Consider the following 16,844-nt stretch of genomic DNA (forward strand, 5'->3'; position numbering starts at 1 on the left):
TACCCGTCAAGGGCAAATTTTTGCTCGCGATCACATCTGAATCGTGGGAATAACGATAGACTGAATTAATCGACGATTTTTTTCTTTTTGAATTTCATCAGGAACTCATACACGATTGGCACGATGACCAGCGTAAGCAGTGTAGAACTGATCAGACCACCGATTACGGTAATTCCGAGTCCTTTCGAGATGATACCTGCACTTTCTTCGAGACCTGTTACCAGTGGCAGCAGGGCACCAATCGTTGCGAGAGCGGTCATCAGGATTGGACGCAGACGTGTAGCTCCGGCTTCCAGCAGCGCTTCACGCGTCGTGAGTCCTTCGTTTTCCTTATGAATAACACGGTCGATCAAAACAATGGCGTTGGTAACAACGATACCGATCAGCATCAGTGCACCCATCATAGCGGATACATCGAGTGTACCGCCTGCGATAAACAAACCAACCATGATACCAATCACGGTGAATGGCAGAGAGAACAGAATCGCGAATGGTGCAAGTCCGCCGCCAAATGTCACCACGAGCACGAAGTATACAATCGCAATGGCTGCCAGCATTGCCAGACCAAGCTGCGTAAAGGTGTCATTAATCTGTTCGGTTGTACCGCCAAACTTCACTTCAACGCCATCCGGCAAGTCCAGCTTGTCGATGTTGGCTTTCAGGTTTTGCGAAGCTTTGGTCACATCGGATGCCAGAATGTTCGCTGTCACCTGTACAACCACTTTGCCATCAATACGCATGATGGAGTTCGGTGAAGTGCCTTCTTCCACTTTGGCTACATCCTTGATTGGAACCTGGATGCCCAGCGGTGAAGTGACCTTTTCATTTTCAATATCCTTGATGCTGCTGAACGTTTTGTTGTCCGTTTCTACATAGACTTTGTACGTTTTGTTGTCGATATCCACTTCCGTAAGTACCGGACGTTCACGTACAGGGCTCAGTGCCATTGCCAGTTGACCCGCCGTAAGGCCGAGTTTGCTGAGCTTCTCCTGATCAGCAACGAGGGTGTACTGACCGTAGGTGTCGGAGATGGTGGTATCTGCTTTTTCAAAAGAGTCCTTTTCCGCCTGAACCAGTTTCAGGACTTCTTCAGCTACAGGTTTCAATTGCTCCACACTATCCCCGTAGATGGACAGGCTTAAGTTGCTTCCGCCAAATCCGCCGGACATGTCGAGTTCACTCCATGTGCCTTTGGTCACTTCTTTTTGCAAACCTTCAACCAGTTGTTTCTTCACATCGGTAAAATCTTTGGTGTCTTTATTGTATTGAATGTAGAAGAGTGCAGAGTTACCGCCGCCTCCACCCATGCTAGCGAGCGGGTTACCACCGCCGATGGAATATTGCATTTTCTCCAAACCTGGCTGTTTCAGTAACCATTTCTCAGCAACGAGGGCTTCTTTTTCTACATCTTCACGAAGTGAACCCGTTTCTGGACTATAGGTGATCGTGGCGAATTTATCCTTCTGCTCTGGTAAGAAACTTGTGCCAATGAATGGGTACAGGAACAAGCTGCCGACCAATAGTAGAACCGCAATAAGAACGGTAATGATTTTGTGAGAGAGCGTCCAGTTCAACAGGCGTTTGTAGCTTTCAGCCAGTTTGCCCGGCTTCTCTTCATGGTTTTGTTTATTTTTGATTCCTTTGTGGAACAAGCTGTGTGCCAGCATTGGAACAATGGTGATCGCAACCAGCAGGGATGCGAGCAGGGCGAATACCATCGTCAAGGCGAATGGCATGAACAACTCTCCGACCATACCGCTAACAAGTGCCAGCGGCAAGAATACCGCAATCGTAACAATGGTTGAGGAGAGGATCGGAATAAACATCTCGCGAGTCGCTTCACGAACCAGATCCCGGCCTTTCAGCATCTCGTTTTTGAGTGTCAGTCTGCGGTAGATGTTCTCGATAACAACGATGGAGTCATCGACAACCCGGCCAATCGCAACTGTCATAGCTCCGAGTGTCATCATGTTCAAGGTAATGTCCATCAGATTGAGCGCCGTCAATGCCATGAGCAAAGAGAGCGGAATCGAGATAATGGAGATAATCGTTGAACGGATGTTACGCAGGAAGAGCAGGATAATCAGAATCGCGAACAGGGCACCAAATACAGCTTTGCCCAGCATCGTGTTGACGGAATCCTGGATAGGCTGACCTTGGTCAAGCAGGATCGTTAATTCTGCATTTTTGAATTGCTTTTGCAGTTCTTCGGCTTTACTTTTGACGGCCTTAACCACGTCCACCGTATTGGCATCGTTGGATTTCACTACGGAAATACCAATGGATTCCTTGCCGTTCGTGCGGGAGATGGACTCGGCTTGACCGATGACCTCAATCTTGGCAATGTCGCTCAGCTTCACGGTAGGGATTCCTGCTGCGTTTGCCGCACCTGCGGCACCCGATGGATTTGCTGGAGCAATATTGCCGCTACCAGCTTGACCAGCTGCGGGATTGGACCCTTGCGCAGCACCAGATGCACCTTGTCCAGCTTGAGCCGATGGATCAGCGGTTTGACCTGTAGCTTGACCGGTTTGAGCACCGCCACCTTGGGAGGCCCCTTGCGCACCGGCACCCTGGCCTGTAGCACCACCAGCACCTTGGTTTGCACCAGCTCCGCTTGGTACGACTGGAATCGCTAGATTTTTCAGATCATCGAGTCCGATGATGTTGCCGTCCACAACAACGGCTTTCTGGGATTTATCCAGTTCAAATAGGCCGAGCGGCACACGAATGGATGAACCTTTAACGATTCCGTTCACCGTATCTTCGCTTAGACCGAGTTCAGCCATTTTGGCTTGATTAAACGTCAATTGCACTTCTTTAACGTACTGACCGGACACTTGAACCTGAGCTACACCATCAATATCTTCTAGTGCAGGTTTGATATCCGATTCTACGAGCCGTGTCAGTTCTTCCAAATCCCCGCCGTCTTTGTCAGACAAACTGAGGGATACAACCGGGAACGAGTTAATGCTGAACTTGGAGATAGTTGGTTTCTGCACACTGTCCGGCAATTGCACCTCGTTCAGTGCTTCACGAACCGTAGCTGTTGCGTTCGTCAGGTCCGTTCCATAGTCGAATTCCAGTGTGATCGATGCCGCATTCTCCATAGAAGTGGAGGTGACGGTCTTCACACCCTCGAGGTTGCGTAGCTTCTGTTCCAGCGGCTTCGTGACATCTTCTACAATACCTTCTGGAGCCGCACCCGGATCAATCGCCGTGACATTCAGAAACGGTACATTGATGTTCGGAATAGTCTCCTGCTTCATCGTCATTCCGCTGTACAAGCCTGCGAATGAGATGATGATGGTCAGAATCCAGATTGCAAACTTGTTGTTCAGTGAAAAGTTAATAATCCCTTTCATACGTTGGTTTCTTCTCCTCTCTGTTTCTCCTGTTTATGTGTGTGACGAGTCAGCCTGGATAAACCGGTTATACATGGTATCCATAATGTGCTGAAGCTCGGAGTGCATCGGTTCAAGGATAGTTATCCCTTCCAGGTTACGCATCATGCCGAGAATGATGGCACGCCTTGGCGTAAATTCCATGATCTCTTGCCTCAGTATGGCAATGGTCTCAAGCACATCATTTTTTGACTGACCGGCGGGCAGGTCGCTTGATGCGATATCTTGCATCTGTTTCAGAATATGGACGGGATGCCGCAACATGGTTGCATCTAGTTGGGGTTCAGCAATCCAGGCAGGCCACTGATCCAGCGGAATCAGAGGTTCAGGCCGATGCTGGAGGCAGCCCTGTGCTGCATAATCCATCATTTGCAAAAGATGCGTAGCCATCTTATTGACCGTAAGAGAAGGCATTTCGGTAAACCAGATTTTGACGTACGACAGGAATAGTCCATGTGTCAGAAGGATAAGATCAATCGTATAAGGCTCGATCTCGGAGCCGTATAGATCCTCCAGTTTGTTTTTGAACCAATGCAATGTACGTATCTCAATATCTCTTTGCTGAGGAGTGCAGTGCTCTTTGCGCTGTTGTTCATCATCCATCATCATGCTGCGTAGTTGGACACGTAGAAATTCTTTCAATTCCGCAACATGCGTTAGCAGCACCTCAATCTGTTTATGTAGCCGTTCTCTGGAGGTCAGGCTGCTCTCGTGTTCAATCTGGGACATCTCGTCCAGAAGAATGTATAAGCAGTACTCCAGCGTACTGGCTTCCAGTTCCTCTTTGGATTTGAACATCAGATATAAGCTGCCTTTGGACATCCCGCATAATTCGGCAATCTCCTGCATGGAGGTTGCTGCGCTTCCCTTAGCGGAAAACAGCTTGAGCGCTGTGGTGATGACCAGTTTTCTTTTTTCATTCATCCCATGGATCGGGTTCATTAAGGGTATGTTCACCTCACTGGGAACTCTTGAGTTCTTGAATTGACTTTGTGGTCAAACTAAGTATAAACGATGTGAATGAGGGATTACAAATGTGCACGGTGTAGGGGTGTGAAAGAGCCGAAAAGTGGACTGAGAAAAGAACCGAGAGGAGAGCCCAGAAAGAACTCTGAATGAATCGAGAGAAGAACTGAGAGAGTACAGTACGCAAGCCGTAAAGCTGTACATTGTACTTTTTGGAGAGGGAATGGAAGAATGTATAAAGGACGCATCGAAAACACATCAACACCTCAACAACGCTCTTAAGGACGACTCGAGAACATATCGAAAATTTATTCTAACGATCACAGTGGAGCTTATTTGAGCAATATTCATCCTTTTGAAATTCTAACGATCACCACAAACCTTATTTTGTTGAAAACACAAGCTAGACGTCCATTTTCGCATCAAAATCCTGAAATAAGCTCGCCTGAGATCGTTAGAAATCTAAAACCTGTAATTTGGCCCAAATAGCGTTACTGGTGATCGTTAGAAATTAAATGCATGAACCGCGCTACTTCGGAAAAGGAAAAGAGAGAAAAAGTGAATGAATATCGAATGGAGGGAAGTAAGCCAAGCAAAACAAAGCAAAACAAGAAGGAGTAAGTAAAGTAAAGTAAAGTAAAGTAAAGTAAAGTAAAGAAGTGAGGGAGGCGAGAAGTCGAGAACGAAATAGGGGCAAAAGCGAAGGAAAGCGCAAATAGAAAGTAAACCAACATAAATCGATATAAACTAAAATAAATCAGAACAAATTAAAGAAGATATAATACAGTTCAATAAAAGAAATTAAAATAAAAAAGGAATAAATGAAAATCCAAGCATAGCATTGCGAGTCTAAGAAAAAAGAGCAAGTGAAGTGAAATAAAGGGAGAGCAGACTATGCTCCTCCCATAAAATCGTATACAGCGATTATAATGATTACTCCCAAGAAAAAGAGATAGAAGAGTGCAAGTGCGATCAAGAACGAATAACCGGTATATGCTCCGATACGTACCAACCATTTTTTCATAAAATGCACTCCCCTTCTTTCCAATGAGCTTAATGACAAGGTTATCTCTTAGATTACATTATATCCCAAATCACCTGTTGTGTTTAAAAAATTCACCTGAAATTTGTACTTACACAAACCAACCTACACAAACCAACCTACACAAACCTATGTATACGAACGCACTCCACAATCGTATCTCCACAAACGCACCTCGACAAACGTACTTAAACAATCGTACCTACAAAAAAGACGACTCCCTGAGTGAAGTCGCCTTTCTGCCTGAAGTTGATAATATCCATTATATTGCACGATATTCATTACATTACGTGATGATTTTCAATCCTACCGCTGCTACCAAAATCATTGCAATGAACAGCAGGCGTTTCGCCTCTTTTCGTTCACCAAACAGAAGCATACCCGTCACCGTACTTCCTACTGTACCGATTCCTGTCCACACGGCATAGGCCGTGCCCATAGGGATAGATGTCATGGCGTAAGATAACAGCGAGAAGCTGAATACAAACGATACCAACATCAGGACAATATAAGGCCATCCCTTGCGAGTGGAAGCACCGTTGATGCCGATGACCCCAAAAATTTCACAGATTCCTGCACCTACAATCGCGAGCCAAGCCATTAGACGGCACCTCCTTTAACCTGTGGTTCCTGCTTCTCTTGCTGATCCGTGACGAGTTTCAACCCAATGACACCGCAGAGCAGCAGTCCGATCAGCAGCATTTTAGCCAAACGGAACGGTTCACCAAACAATAGCATTTCGGTCAACACCGTACCGGCTGTACCGATCCCCGTAAACACGGCGTAGACCGTACCCACGGGCAGTCGTTTAGCCGCAGCAATAATCAGGCCGAAACTAATGACAATGGCGAGTCCCGTCAATGCCCATTCCCAAGCATTCGAGGCATGTTTCAGTCCGCTAACCCACACAATTTCAATGATGCCTCCGACAAAAACATATAACCAGTTGCGGTTCATGATGTTCAATCTCCTTCTGGCACGATAAAGCGTGCCTTCTCATTCAAGCTGTGTATTCCATTCCAAAAGACCGGCCAGGAAGCAGCGAGCCGTCTCTTGTACCGGCGTGAGCTCCCATAGATGATTTCAACGGTAATGCCATCGAGAAATGTCATGAAAGCAATGGCGGCCTGCTCGGCAGGAATAGGTGGAATATCCCCTTCGCGAATCGCTCGCTGCAACAACCGAGACAGCGCACGCTCCATACCGTCCAGGAATGGATACACCAGATCCATCACTGGGCTGTACAGATCGGGCGGCGGATAATAACAGTTACGCAGCATTAACCTGGCAGAGGCATGATCCTGATACTCCTGCTCAAACCACGTCAGCAACCCCCGCAGCCGTTGTTCGAGTGGCAGGTGGGCGTGATCACGGAAATATTCCAAGGTATGTCGCCGTACTTCATCAAATGCATACTCAAGGGTGTGCATAAACAAGTCTTCTTTACCGCTAAAATGCGCATATATCGAGGGTTTCTTAATCCCGACTTCATCAGCGATCGCTCTTAGCGAAGCCCCTTCATAGCCGTCTCTGGCAAAATGAAACAGGGATGCATCCCGGATGGAATAAGCAGTCATCACACTCACCTTCCTAACGGTCGTTAGGTAATATCTTTTCACACATTACATCCTCTGTCAAGCCAGGATAGAAAACTGAAAATACACCCGGCATACATGAAGAGTACAGACGGATGTATTGAGTTAAATGGATATGTTGAATTATGTTGAGATCCATAGTCTCTGTGTAGACTGAACGAATCATTTACAAAAAACGGAGAGGACAGAAAGAGTCTGAAAAGCGAAAAGGCCACCTGCAAGGCAACCTCAAAGTTTTCTGAAAAAGAGAGCATCAGAAGGTAGTAAACCCAAGAATGAGCTGCAGTTTATACAAAATGCCTTTCAGGAAGGTGGTCTTCTCCTGGAACTCTTCCAGATTCAGAGTGAATTCGGCATCTTCATTTGTCCAAATGCGCTTGAAATAATTCGCAACGTCTAACGTAAACTTGTTGTCTGCCGGAGCTGCAATCCACACATTATTCTCCAAATTGTAGTCATTCAGATTCCGGGGAGTGAAGTTGGTTGATCCACCGAGCACGATATGATCTCCAGCAGCTTTGGCAATATACATCATTTTGGTATGATACTGTTCCTTGGTCGTGTTATACCAGCGAATCTGGATTTTGCCATTCGATTTACCATGTAATTCCGCTGCTACAGGACGATTAGGAATGCCGATCTTCTCCTGACCAAAGGCGTTTTCGTTAGGGTCAAGTACAAGCCGGATATCGGTTCCTCGCTCCGAGGCATCCAGTAAAGCCTCCAATACTTTTGGTGAAGCGATGTAGAACATCCCCATCCAAATGGTATCCCCTTTTCCCACCTGGCTCAGCTCATCGAGCAAGGCATCATTGACTTTGCCTTCGGTCACATAACGAAGGCGAACAGGCCGATCATTTTCATCGGCTTCCTCGGAAGACGGAGTGTGGGAGATTTCGTCATAGACAGGAAGCTGGCCCCCGCCCGATATATCTACAACAGCTTGCTCCGATTGAATGATATCTCCAATGATCGGACCGGTAACCTCAAAGCCAATGTTGGAGTGATAAGCGCTAGGATCATGAATGTTACCTGATGATACAATGGCTGTTTTTTCGCTAAGAACAACCTTGCGGTGATTGGCCTTTACATTCAGCAATTTCAGATAGGAACGCAATGTAACATCCGGGCCATCTGTCGCCATCAGGTTAGGAATCCAGCCTTTGCCGGACTGACCAAACCACTGGAAGAACGTACGCCAGACCGCAGAATATATCGGTGTAGAATCGCGCAGAAGATCATCATTTGTCACGACAACATGAATATCAGCTTGTTTCATCTGTTCCAGCAGCGGATTGGGAGCGGAGTTGTAATTGGTATTCACTTCATCGGTAATAAACCAGATGTCCATGTCGGGATGTTGCATTTTTTTGCCTACGAGTGCATCCGTAAACTCCTGACTGACAGGTGGAAAGTTCTGTCCCTTGTGCTGATAGTTGTTGAATAGAAACATATCGACCAGAACAAACTGCTCGGCGTCCTCAACCACCTGTTTCATCCGCTGAAAAATCTGCTGTTCATGCTGCATCTGTCCGTCGGCAGAAGGGTACGTGAGGTCATGAAGGAACTCGACATTCTTCACCCGATATTCTTGACTTTCATAAGAGATGCCTGGTGGTAGCGGTTTATAGGTCTGATAGAGCATAACAGCAATAAACCATAGGATAAGTAGTGCAATTGCTGTGCGTATGTATGGGAATTTGCCGCGGGAAGATTTGCGGTCAGAGGTATGGCGGCGCAATGGGAACAATGTTGGACTCCCCCTTTCTGTACTTGCTGACGTTTATTACCACAGGTGTAGCGATGTTGACGCAGGAGGCAGAATTCGGGTGTTGTATGGGAATCATGAGATTTTTACAGGCGAATCATGCAATTTGGATTGGATGAATCGACAGCTGTAGGGTCGTTGTGTATAATGAACGTATTATTTTTGTAGAACGTTTATGGAGAGAAAGTAGGTAATCACGTGTATTCCATCAAACAAGTCGCTGCCATGCTGGGCATTCAGGCGGTCACGCTCCGGGCTTGGGAAAATCGTTATGATGCGGTTACCCCTGAGCGGACAGAGTCGGGTTATCGCATGTACACGGAAGAGAATGTAGCGGATCTGCGCTGGCTAAAGGAGCAGATTGATCAGCATCAGGCCAATATCTCCGAGGCTGTACGTATGTTGAAGATCAGGAAAGCTAAAAGGCCTGATTTTTCTTCACCTGCGCCGATGGTGCCCCCAGTACCCGTGATGGAAGAAGCTCATGCACAGATGGCCGATCAGATCTATGATTCCCTCTATCATTTTCAGGGCGAGCGTGCCAACGGTTTGATTGATTTTGGTTTCACGATGTACGGATATGACAGCATGTTCTACCATGTACTCGTACCGATCCTGGTTCGGGTTGGAGACGCATGGGAAGCAGGACGTGCGACGGTAGCGCAGGAGCATTTCATGACGCAATTGATCTCTCAGCGCTTTTATCAGTTTTTCCATCTGTTCCCGATCTATCCGCATCTGCCCAAAGTTCTTGCTCTCTGCCCGGAAGGGGAGCATCATCAGGTTGGTTTATTGTTGTTCTCTTTATTTATGCGCAAAAATGGAGCGGAAGTCCTGTATCTTGGGGCCAATACGCCGGAAGAAGGGGTATTTCCGATTCTCCGCGAGCAGAAAATCAAACTGGTCTGTCTTTCGATTACGAGCCCCGGACTTGTGGAACCTTGTGATCAGCTGATTGACCGAATTCGGGACGAGTTCCCTCATATCCGTTTTGTGCTGGGCGGCAAAGGGTTTGAACGTGCGAAGCACGCTCGTCACCCGGAATGGATTATGCCTGAAGATTCGGCAGACTGGCAGTCCTGGATTGAACGGGAGTATTTTACGGATCGGCCACCAGGTGCCTAACAAGTGAGAGGATAACAATTGAACATAAGGCGAATGTTGATGGAATAGATTCATATAGGACATCCTTTGATCCAGCGATCAAGGGATGTTTTTTTATGGATTATATAGATCTTTAACGTGTAAAAAACAATTAATTTGACCCGCGGGTCATTTTATGTTTTACTTGTCGTATAATATTTGTACACGATTTGTATAATGTTTTTTGAGTTTACCCGATTAAAGTATTTCATTGCGGTTTAATAATAGTTTAGGGGCTTGAGAACTAGAGATAGTCCTACATAGAAAGGTGAGTGGCATGATACCGAATCAACAACGCAAACGTGCAGCCGTCATTGGCGCAGGCCCGGGTGGGCTCGCAGCAGCCATGTTACTGTCCGGTCAGGGATATGAGGTTGATGTATACGAGAAACAGCCAGCCATTGGCGGACGATCTTCCCGTCTGGAGCTTGGTGAATATAAGTTTGACCGCGGGGCTACCTTTTTGATGATGCCTCAGTTGATTGAAGAGATGTTTGATGTGGTCGGACGCAAGCTCTCGGATTATGTAGATATGAAAGAACTGACCCCGCTGTACGCTTTGAACTTTGGAGATAAGGTGTTCACGCCTTCACGCAATCGGGAGGATACAGCAGCGCAGATCAAAGAGCTGTTCCCTGGCAATGAAGAGAATTACCTCCGGTACATGCGGGACGAAGAAGTGAAGTTTGGCAAAGTGATGCCACTGCTCCGCCGTCCGTTTGGGAAACTCACCGATTATTTACGTAAAGATGCGATTACGGCTCTACCTAAACTTGATATAAATAATACGGTTTACGGCATTCTTTCCCGGTACTTTACCGACGAACGCCTGCGCTGGGCGTTTACATTCCAGTCCAAATATTTGGGGATGTCCGCATGGGATTGTCCAGGAACATTTACGATCTTGTCGTTCATCGAACACCAATATGGACTGTTTCATCCGATCGGCGGCGTGAATCGGGTATTTCAGGCGATGGCGGATGTCGTTGAAGAGAATGGCGGACGCATTCACACCCTTACACCGGTGAAACAGGTTATTGTTCGCAATGGTCGCGCCGAGGGTGTACTGCTTGAGAACGGCGAACGGATCGAAGCAGACCATGTCGTGCTCAATGCCGATTTTGCCCATGCAGTGAACCATCTGTTCGAACCTGGCGTACTTAAAAAATATACACCCGAAAAAATGAAACAGAAAAAATATTCTTGTTCCACAGCCATGTTGTATCTCGGTGTAGATGGTGAGATCGACCTGCCACATCACTCGATTTATTTTCCGGAAGATTACCGGGTGAATGTAGACGAAATTACCAAGCACAAAATTTTATCGGCAGACCCGTCTCTATATGTTCATAACCCATCCAGGCTCGATCCGACACTCGCTCCGGCAGGAAAATCTGCACTTTATGTGCTGATGCCGACACCGAACCTTACAGGAGACATCAACTGGGAGGTTGAACGAGCGAAGGTGCAGGAAGACATGTTGAAGCGACTCGAATTAATTCCTGAGCTGGCAGATCTCCGCGACCGGATTGAAGAGTGTAAACTGTTTACCCCGCTGGATTGGCAAAATGAGCTGGATGTATACCAGGGGGCAACGTTTAATATGGCACATAATCTGGGCCAGATGATGTATCTGAGACCGCATAATCAGTTTGAGGAATTGGAACGCGTTTGGCTGGTGGGTGGAGGTACGCACCCGGGTAGCGGCTTGCCGACAATCTTTGAATCGGCGCGAATCAGTGTCAGATTGATTCAGGAAGAGGATGCACGAAGACGTACCAAGCCATCCTCCTACGTGAAGACTGCCCAAGCCGGAGGACAATCATGAAGCGGGCAGCTGTTGTAGGTGCCGGGATTGGAGGGCTTACCTCAGCGTTGCTGCTGAACCGTCAGGGATGGGATGTTACCGTGTACGAGCGAGGCTCTCGCGTAGGCGGACGGATAGCTTTTGAACAGGAAGGGGAATACCGGATCGATCAGGGGCCAACCATTGTCCTCCTGCCCGAGATGTTGCTTGGCATTTTGGAAGAGGCCGGTGTGGATCGCTCCAAAGTCGAGCTGCTACGCTGTGACCCGTTATACCGGGTGCATTATCACAGCGGACGTGTCATGACCAAGAAGACAGACCGGGCAGAGCAGACCGCCGAGATTGAACGGTTGTTCCCGGGAGAAGGCCGAGGATTCAACAGGTTTATGAAGGATATGGACACGTTGTTCCCCGCAGGCCGGGCAGCGTTTCTGGAACAGATGTTTCCGCGCAAAAGGGACTTCTTCACCCCTTCGCTCATGTCGCTTATGGGCAAGCTGCGTGCACACAAGAGTGTGCGGAAGGCCGTTGGGGATTATTTTGAACATGAAGAATTGCTCGATGCGTATTCGCTGCAAAGCTTGTATATCGGTGGATCGCCCTTTGGTACACCTGGGATTTATTCATTGCTTCCTTACGCCGAGCACGAATATGGCATCTGGATGGTGAAGGGCGGTTACGCGGCTCTGCCCGCTATTCTGGAGCAGGAATTGCTCTCTCGCGGCGGGAAGATCAAGCTGAACACGGAAGTCACTGGACTGGAGATCCGCAATGGAATATGCGAGGGGATTGAAACGGCTGATGGTGCTGAAAATGTGGATGCCGTAATCTATAACGGAGATTTTCCGAATTTGAGCGGGCTGATGAAGCAGGTACCGGAAGCACCCGTGAAACGTAAGCCGTATCGCCCTTCATCGGGATGTGTGCTGATTTACGCCGGAGTAGATAAAAGGTGGGAGGATGCCACAACGCATCAGTTTTTCTTGCCACCAAGCCTGGATGGTAGCTTGCGCCAAGTTTTCAACGAGCGCCGCATTCCCGCGAAGCCATCGTTTTACGTCTTCAATCCGGCTGCAGTGGACGAGACCGCTGCACCTTCAGGGAAGAGTGTACTGTATTTCCTCATTCCGGTACCGGACGCAGAAGGCGTGAACTGGGAACAGGAGAGTGAAGCGCTGGCAGAACGTGTGCTGGAAGAAGCAGAAGAACGAGGATTCCCGGGACTCCGTGCAGCATTGCAATGGAAAAAAGTACGTACACCTGCTGACGCCGCGCGTGATGGCTTATACGGTGGAGGAAGCTTTGGCATTGCACCTGTCCTGTTTCAGTCGGGTGTGTATCGACCGCAGCCCAAGCCGTTTTCGAAGATACAAGGTTTATATGCTGCCGGAGCATCGGTACATCCAGGAGGCGGCGTGCCCATTGTCATGCAAGGCGCTAGGATGGCTGTCAATCAACTCATGAAGGAGATGGGGAAATGAACGAAGCAATTTTAAGCAGGTGTGAAGAGTTGATGCAGAAGGGCTCCTCGTCTTTTTATCAGGCGTTTAAGGGCCTGCCCAGTCCCCGCCGCGAGGCGGTATATGTCATCTATGCGTTTTGCCGCATGATTGATGACAGTGTGGATGAGCCGGAGCAATCAACGTATACGATCCATGAGATTCATGATTTATTTGAAAACCTCGAAGAAGCGGAGGGACATTTTATCTGGCCGGCACTGAGATGGCTGTTTAGCAGCTTCCCTCACTTGGACAAAGGCCCATTTTTCCGTCAGATGGAAGGACAACTGACCGATCTGGAAGTGACCCATTATACAACGCTGGAAGAGCTGGAACACTATTGTTATCTGGTTGCCGGAACCGTAGGCGAGATGCTGCTGCCTGTGCTCCGTAATGATAACGGTGCGGAAGTAGCGATGAATGGTATCGCACTGGGCAAAGGCATGCAGATTGTGAATATTATTCGGGATGTGGGTGAAGACCGCGCCAGAATGCGCCGTTATGTTCCACTGGAGATCATGGAGAGACACGGTTACTCCGAGCAGGACTGGGAAGACGGTATTGTGGATGAACGATTTATCGCCATCATTCAGGATCTGAAAGCGGCAGCGCTGAACTGGTTCCGGATCGGCATGGATCGTCTGGACACCTATCCGGTTGAGAGTGCTTTTTCGATTGAGTTAGCCGCGGCCTTCTATTCAACGATCCTGCACGCCGTGGAGCGTAACGACTACGATGTGTACACGAAACGAGCGTATGTCAGCGATGAATTGAAACTGGAGATGCTGGGCGCGATTGTGAAACGGTATCCGATGCTGGCCTATCAAGCTTCCCGAACGGCGGTATCCTGATGGTTCAGTGGGTGTACTGGGTATGGTACGCCATTGGTGCCATCCTCATGCTTACGATTGGTGTGCCTGAAGCGTTATCCTTCTCTAATGGGCTATTTCTTGTATTCTACGCGCTGTATGTGCTTGACCTTATATATCAACAACATCGCCGATCTGACCTGTCCGACCAGTCAGTCAAGTGGCTACGGCCCGGCCTCTGGATATCGTCCTTTATCATCTGGCTGGGCGGTATGGGTGTGGAATGGATCGGTGTACATACACACTGGCCTTTTGGCGAGTATGCCTATTCCGACTTCTTTGGCATCCATCTGTTCAGTGTACCGGTAACACTTGGATTCGCCTGGATCGCAGTCGTTGGCAACTCGGCGCTGATTAGCGGCGGTGGATCGACCTGGGGTGGGAAGTTGGTGCGAGCCCTCAAAACGGGATTTTGGGCAATTGTGCTGGATTTTGTTCTTGACCCTGTCGCTCATGCAAGGGGATTTTGGGAATGGCAGGCTCCAGGCGGGTTCTACGGTGTTCCGTGGACAAACTACATCAGTTGGTTCATTATGGGAGCATTTCTGTCTCTCTTTTTGCCGGCCATGCCGAAGGACCGACGTTCCCTGCTCCGGGCAAAATGGTTGTATGAACTGTTTATCCTTCTGTTCGGCCTGCTTGCGCTAAAAGAAGGCATAACAGGCAGTTTCATCATTGCCATCGCAGGTGTGCTACTTGCCGAGGGGAGCTGGCTGTATGATTCGCGCCGTAAAGTCCAAAGCGTTTGACCGAGTCTTCTCGCTGTACAACCATTATTATTTGTTGCGTAGACGTTTTCGTTCGTTTACGCTCTCGGGTTCGCTCGATCCACAAATCGTAGATCGTAGGGGCTTGGATGGAGTGTTGCCTATAGCGCCGGATCAGCCTATTGTCTATTTTATGAACCACAGCTCATGGTGGGATGGACTGCTGCTGTATCATGCCGCGAAGCAAACTTCGCGCGGGGACCATTATGTGATGATGGAGGAGCGGCAGCTTCGGCAGTATACTTTTTTTCGCAAACTCGGAGCGTATTCAATCAACAAGGACAGTGCATCGGGTGTGCGGACATCGTTGCAATATACGAATGAGTTGCTGGCTTCTGGCAAAAGGGTCTGGATATTCCCGCAGGGTGAAATTCTGCATCAGGAGGCGCGGCCGATTCAGTTTCGTCCGGGCATTGGACTCGTGCTTCGTCGTTTTCCACAGGCTATTGCCGTGCCAGTCACCTTATGTCATGGCATGGTTCAGCATGACCTGCCTGAAATTTCAATGAAGGCTGGCCCGCCGATCGTGGAAGATTGGAAAGCATGGAAGAGTGAAGAGATTGCTCATCGGCTGGGATGTGTGCTGGAGCAAGAACTGAATGATCATAGAGCAACGTTAATTCGGCTTGGACAAGGAAGTCTGCCAGATGCACAGCCTCTGATTCGGGGAATACGCTCCACTAGTGAAAAATACGATGCGGCACGAAAGCGGGTGAACCGATAACATGAATGAGAGTATGAATGCATCTGAGATATTGTGGATGTGTCTGGTGGGAGGGTTGCTACTGCAATTGCTCTTTGCGGTGTGGAATGCCGCTTGCCTGCCCAAAGTACGATCATTCCGTAAGGTGAATATCGTGCCATCCGATCAGCTTGTTTCGGTATTGATCCCCGCTCGAAATGAACGAATACATATTGAAGCATGTTTGGAAAGTGTGCTTGCCAGCGATACGAAGGGTTTTCGTATGGAGGTACTTGTGCTGGATGACCGCTCCGAAGATGAAACTGCTGCTTTGGTTCAGGCGATTGCTGATCGAGATTCACGTGTACGTTTGCTGCATGGTACGGAGCTACCTGCGGGTTGGATGGGGAAATCCCATGCCTGTCACCGATTGGTTCAGGAAGCGCAAGGTGACTGGTTTATGTTCGTGGATGCAGACGTTCGGGTCAAGCCGGATGCCATTCGGCAGACGCTTGCTGCCGGGTGTGCGCAAGGCGGCGGGTTGGTTACCGGCTTCCCGTATCAGGTTGCGAAGACATGGATGGAAAAGCTTGTCGTGCCGATGATGATGTTTACGATCATCAGTCATTTGCCTATTTTTATGATACGCAGATCGCCAAGTCCGATGTTTGTCGCCGCTACGGGGGCTTTTTTGCTTATTCATCGAACAAGTTATGAAGCATCCGGCGGTCATGCAGCGATTCAAGGGCATCTGGTGGACGACATGAGTCTCGCCAAAGCAGTGAAACGTGCCGGTCATCCCGTGATGCTGGCGGATGTCCATGATGTGACGAGTACGCGGATGTATCAGAACGGTGCAGAAGTATGGAACGGATATAAGAAAAATATGTATGAAGGCATGGGACGCAAGGACGTGCTGTTGCTTGGGACGATGCTGATGTACTTTGTGATGTATATTGTGCCGCCGCTGGGTCTGGTTATAGGGCTATTAACGGGCAGTGAAACGTCATTTCTCTATGGTTTCATAGGCACATTGCTTGGCATGGCCGTAAAACGGGTATCCGATCATATCGGAGGTCAGCCGTGGTGGCTTGCTCTTTTTCAACCAATTAGCATGGCGTGTGTGATTGCTATTGGTCTGGCCTCATGGCAGGCAGGTCGATCTGGTAAAGGGTATGTATGGAAAGGCAGGCGTTATAGCTGATGCAGAGTGTACAGGAGAACGGAAATGGTGACGGTTCAGAAGATACAGAGAGAGACCAAGGTATAGGAGAAGGTAGTAAAGGGGCAGGAATGTTGCTG

General features: G+C 48.5%; 14 protein-coding genes. 7 read left to right on the forward strand and 7 right to left on the reverse strand.

Annotated elements, in window-relative coordinates; translation table 11 throughout:
• Window positions 1-65 precede the first annotated feature (65 nt).
• The 7 genes from M3629_RS18870 to M3629_RS18895 all read right to left on the reverse strand — a co-directional run bounded on the left by M3629_RS18870 (window position 66) and on the right by M3629_RS18895 (window position 8,757).
• Window positions 66-3,365, reverse strand: coding sequence for an efflux RND transporter permease subunit (locus M3629_RS18870; protein WP_251509376.1), 3,300 nt, complete (start codon window positions 3,363-3,365; stop codon window positions 66-68).
• Between the two features lie 33 nt (window positions 3,366-3,398).
• Entirely contained in the window at window positions 3,399-4,346 is a 948-nt protein-coding gene (locus tag M3629_RS18875) for a TetR/AcrR family transcriptional regulator (RefSeq protein WP_251509378.1), read from the reverse strand.
• A 916-nt stretch (window positions 4,347-5,262) separates the two neighbouring features.
• Window positions 5,263-5,394: a hypothetical protein gene (locus M3629_RS28450; RefSeq protein WP_285888924.1), complete on the reverse strand. Its 132-nt coding sequence runs from the start codon at window positions 5,392-5,394 to the stop codon at window positions 5,263-5,265.
• Window positions 5,395-5,698: 304 nt separating this feature from the next.
• Complete coding sequence (locus tag M3629_RS18880; protein ID WP_090922789.1) at window positions 5,699-6,013, reverse strand: DMT family transporter; 315 nt, start codon at window positions 6,011-6,013, stop codon at window positions 5,699-5,701.
• Window positions 6,013-6,369 (reverse strand): DMT family transporter, encoded by a 357-nt coding sequence (locus tag M3629_RS18885; RefSeq protein ID WP_090922791.1) that lies wholly within the window; start codon window positions 6,367-6,369, stop codon window positions 6,013-6,015. Before M3629_RS18885 ends, M3629_RS18880 begins: the two co-directional genes overlap by 1 nt.
• 5 nt (window positions 6,370-6,374) lie before the next feature.
• Window positions 6,375-6,989, reverse strand: coding sequence for a TetR/AcrR family transcriptional regulator (locus M3629_RS18890; RefSeq protein WP_251509380.1), 615 nt, complete (start codon window positions 6,987-6,989; stop codon window positions 6,375-6,377).
• Window positions 6,990-7,260: 271 nt separating this feature from the next.
• Window positions 7,261-8,757 (reverse strand): phospholipase D family protein, encoded by a 1,497-nt coding sequence (locus M3629_RS18895; RefSeq protein ID WP_251509382.1) that lies wholly within the window; start codon window positions 8,755-8,757, stop codon window positions 7,261-7,263.
• Window positions 8,758-8,973: 216 nt separating this feature from the next.
• On the opposite strand from M3629_RS18895, the gene M3629_RS28700 reads away from it, so the two are divergent.
• From M3629_RS28700 to M3629_RS18930, 7 genes are all read left to right on the forward strand, one after another.
• Window positions 8,974-9,900 carry a MerR family transcriptional regulator gene (locus tag M3629_RS28700; protein ID WP_251509384.1) on the forward strand — a complete coding sequence of 309 codons (927 nt, stop codon included), beginning with the start codon at window positions 8,974-8,976 and terminating at the stop codon, window positions 9,898-9,900.
• A gap of 295 nt (window positions 9,901-10,195) precedes the next feature.
• A complete protein-coding gene (locus M3629_RS18905; protein WP_251509386.1) occupies window positions 10,196-11,746 on the forward strand; it encodes a phytoene desaturase family protein in 1,551 nt (516 codons plus the stop codon).
• On the forward strand, window positions 11,743-13,206 hold the full coding sequence (locus M3629_RS18910; RefSeq protein WP_251509388.1) for a phytoene desaturase family protein: 1,464 nt from the start codon (window positions 11,743-11,745) through the stop codon (window positions 13,204-13,206). Before M3629_RS18905 ends, M3629_RS18910 begins: the two co-directional genes overlap by 4 nt.
• On the forward strand, window positions 13,203-14,075 hold the full coding sequence (locus tag M3629_RS18915; protein ID WP_251509390.1) for a phytoene/squalene synthase family protein: 873 nt from the start codon (window positions 13,203-13,205) through the stop codon (window positions 14,073-14,075). The genes M3629_RS18910 and M3629_RS18915 overlap by 4 nt, the downstream gene beginning before the upstream one ends.
• Window positions 14,075-14,842 (forward strand): carotenoid biosynthesis protein, encoded by a 768-nt coding sequence (locus M3629_RS18920; protein ID WP_251509392.1) that lies wholly within the window; start codon window positions 14,075-14,077, stop codon window positions 14,840-14,842. Before M3629_RS18915 ends, M3629_RS18920 begins: the two co-directional genes overlap by 1 nt.
• Complete coding sequence (locus tag M3629_RS18925; RefSeq protein ID WP_251509394.1) at window positions 14,811-15,584, forward strand: lysophospholipid acyltransferase family protein; 774 nt, start codon at window positions 14,811-14,813, stop codon at window positions 15,582-15,584. Before M3629_RS18920 ends, M3629_RS18925 begins: the two co-directional genes overlap by 32 nt.
• A 1-nt stretch (window position 15,585) precedes the next feature.
• Complete coding sequence (locus M3629_RS18930) at window positions 15,586-16,746, forward strand: glycosyltransferase (protein ID WP_251509409.1); 1,161 nt, start codon at window positions 15,586-15,588, stop codon at window positions 16,744-16,746.
• The last annotated feature ends 98 nt before the right edge of the window (window positions 16,747-16,844 follow it).

The sequence above is a fragment of the Paenibacillus polysaccharolyticus genome (genome assembly GCF_023714295.1).
Taxonomy (GTDB): Bacteria; Bacillota; Bacilli; order Paenibacillales; family Paenibacillaceae; genus Paenibacillus; species Paenibacillus polysaccharolyticus_A.

Excerpts from the sequence above, each read along its gene's own strand:
- M3629_RS18880 (WP_090922789.1), bottom strand. The coding sequence starts at position 6,013 with ATGGCTTGGCTCGCGATTGTAGGTGCAGGAATCTGTGAAATTTTTGGG.
- M3629_RS18870 (WP_251509376.1), bottom strand. The coding sequence starts at position 3,365 with ATGAAAGGGATTATTAACTTTTCACTGAACAACAAGTTTGCAATCTGG.
- M3629_RS18905 (WP_251509386.1), top strand. The coding sequence starts at position 10,196 with ATGATACCGAATCAACAACGCAAACGTGCAGCCGTCATTGGCGCAGGC.
- M3629_RS18910 (WP_251509388.1), top strand. The coding sequence starts at position 11,743 with ATGAAGCGGGCAGCTGTTGTAGGTGCCGGGATTGGAGGGCTTACCTCA.
- M3629_RS18885 (WP_090922791.1), bottom strand. The coding sequence starts at position 6,369 with ATGAACCGCAACTGGTTATATGTTTTTGTCGGAGGCATCATTGAAATT.
- M3629_RS18930 (WP_251509409.1), top strand. The coding sequence starts at position 15,586 with ATGAATGAGAGTATGAATGCATCTGAGATATTGTGGATGTGTCTGGTG.
- M3629_RS18915 (WP_251509390.1), top strand. The coding sequence starts at position 13,203 with ATGAACGAAGCAATTTTAAGCAGGTGTGAAGAGTTGATGCAGAAGGGC.
- M3629_RS28450 (WP_285888924.1), bottom strand. The coding sequence starts at position 5,394 with ATGAAAAAATGGTTGGTACGTATCGGAGCATATACCGGTTATTCGTTC.
- M3629_RS18925 (WP_251509394.1), top strand. The coding sequence starts at position 14,811 with ATGATTCGCGCCGTAAAGTCCAAAGCGTTTGACCGAGTCTTCTCGCTG.
- M3629_RS18875 (WP_251509378.1), bottom strand. The coding sequence starts at position 4,346 with ATGAACCCGATCCATGGGATGAATGAAAAAAGAAAACTGGTCATCACC.
- M3629_RS18890 (WP_251509380.1), bottom strand. The coding sequence starts at position 6,989 with ATGACTGCTTATTCCATCCGGGATGCATCCCTGTTTCATTTTGCCAGA.
- M3629_RS18920 (WP_251509392.1), top strand. The coding sequence starts at position 14,075 with ATGGTTCAGTGGGTGTACTGGGTATGGTACGCCATTGGTGCCATCCTC.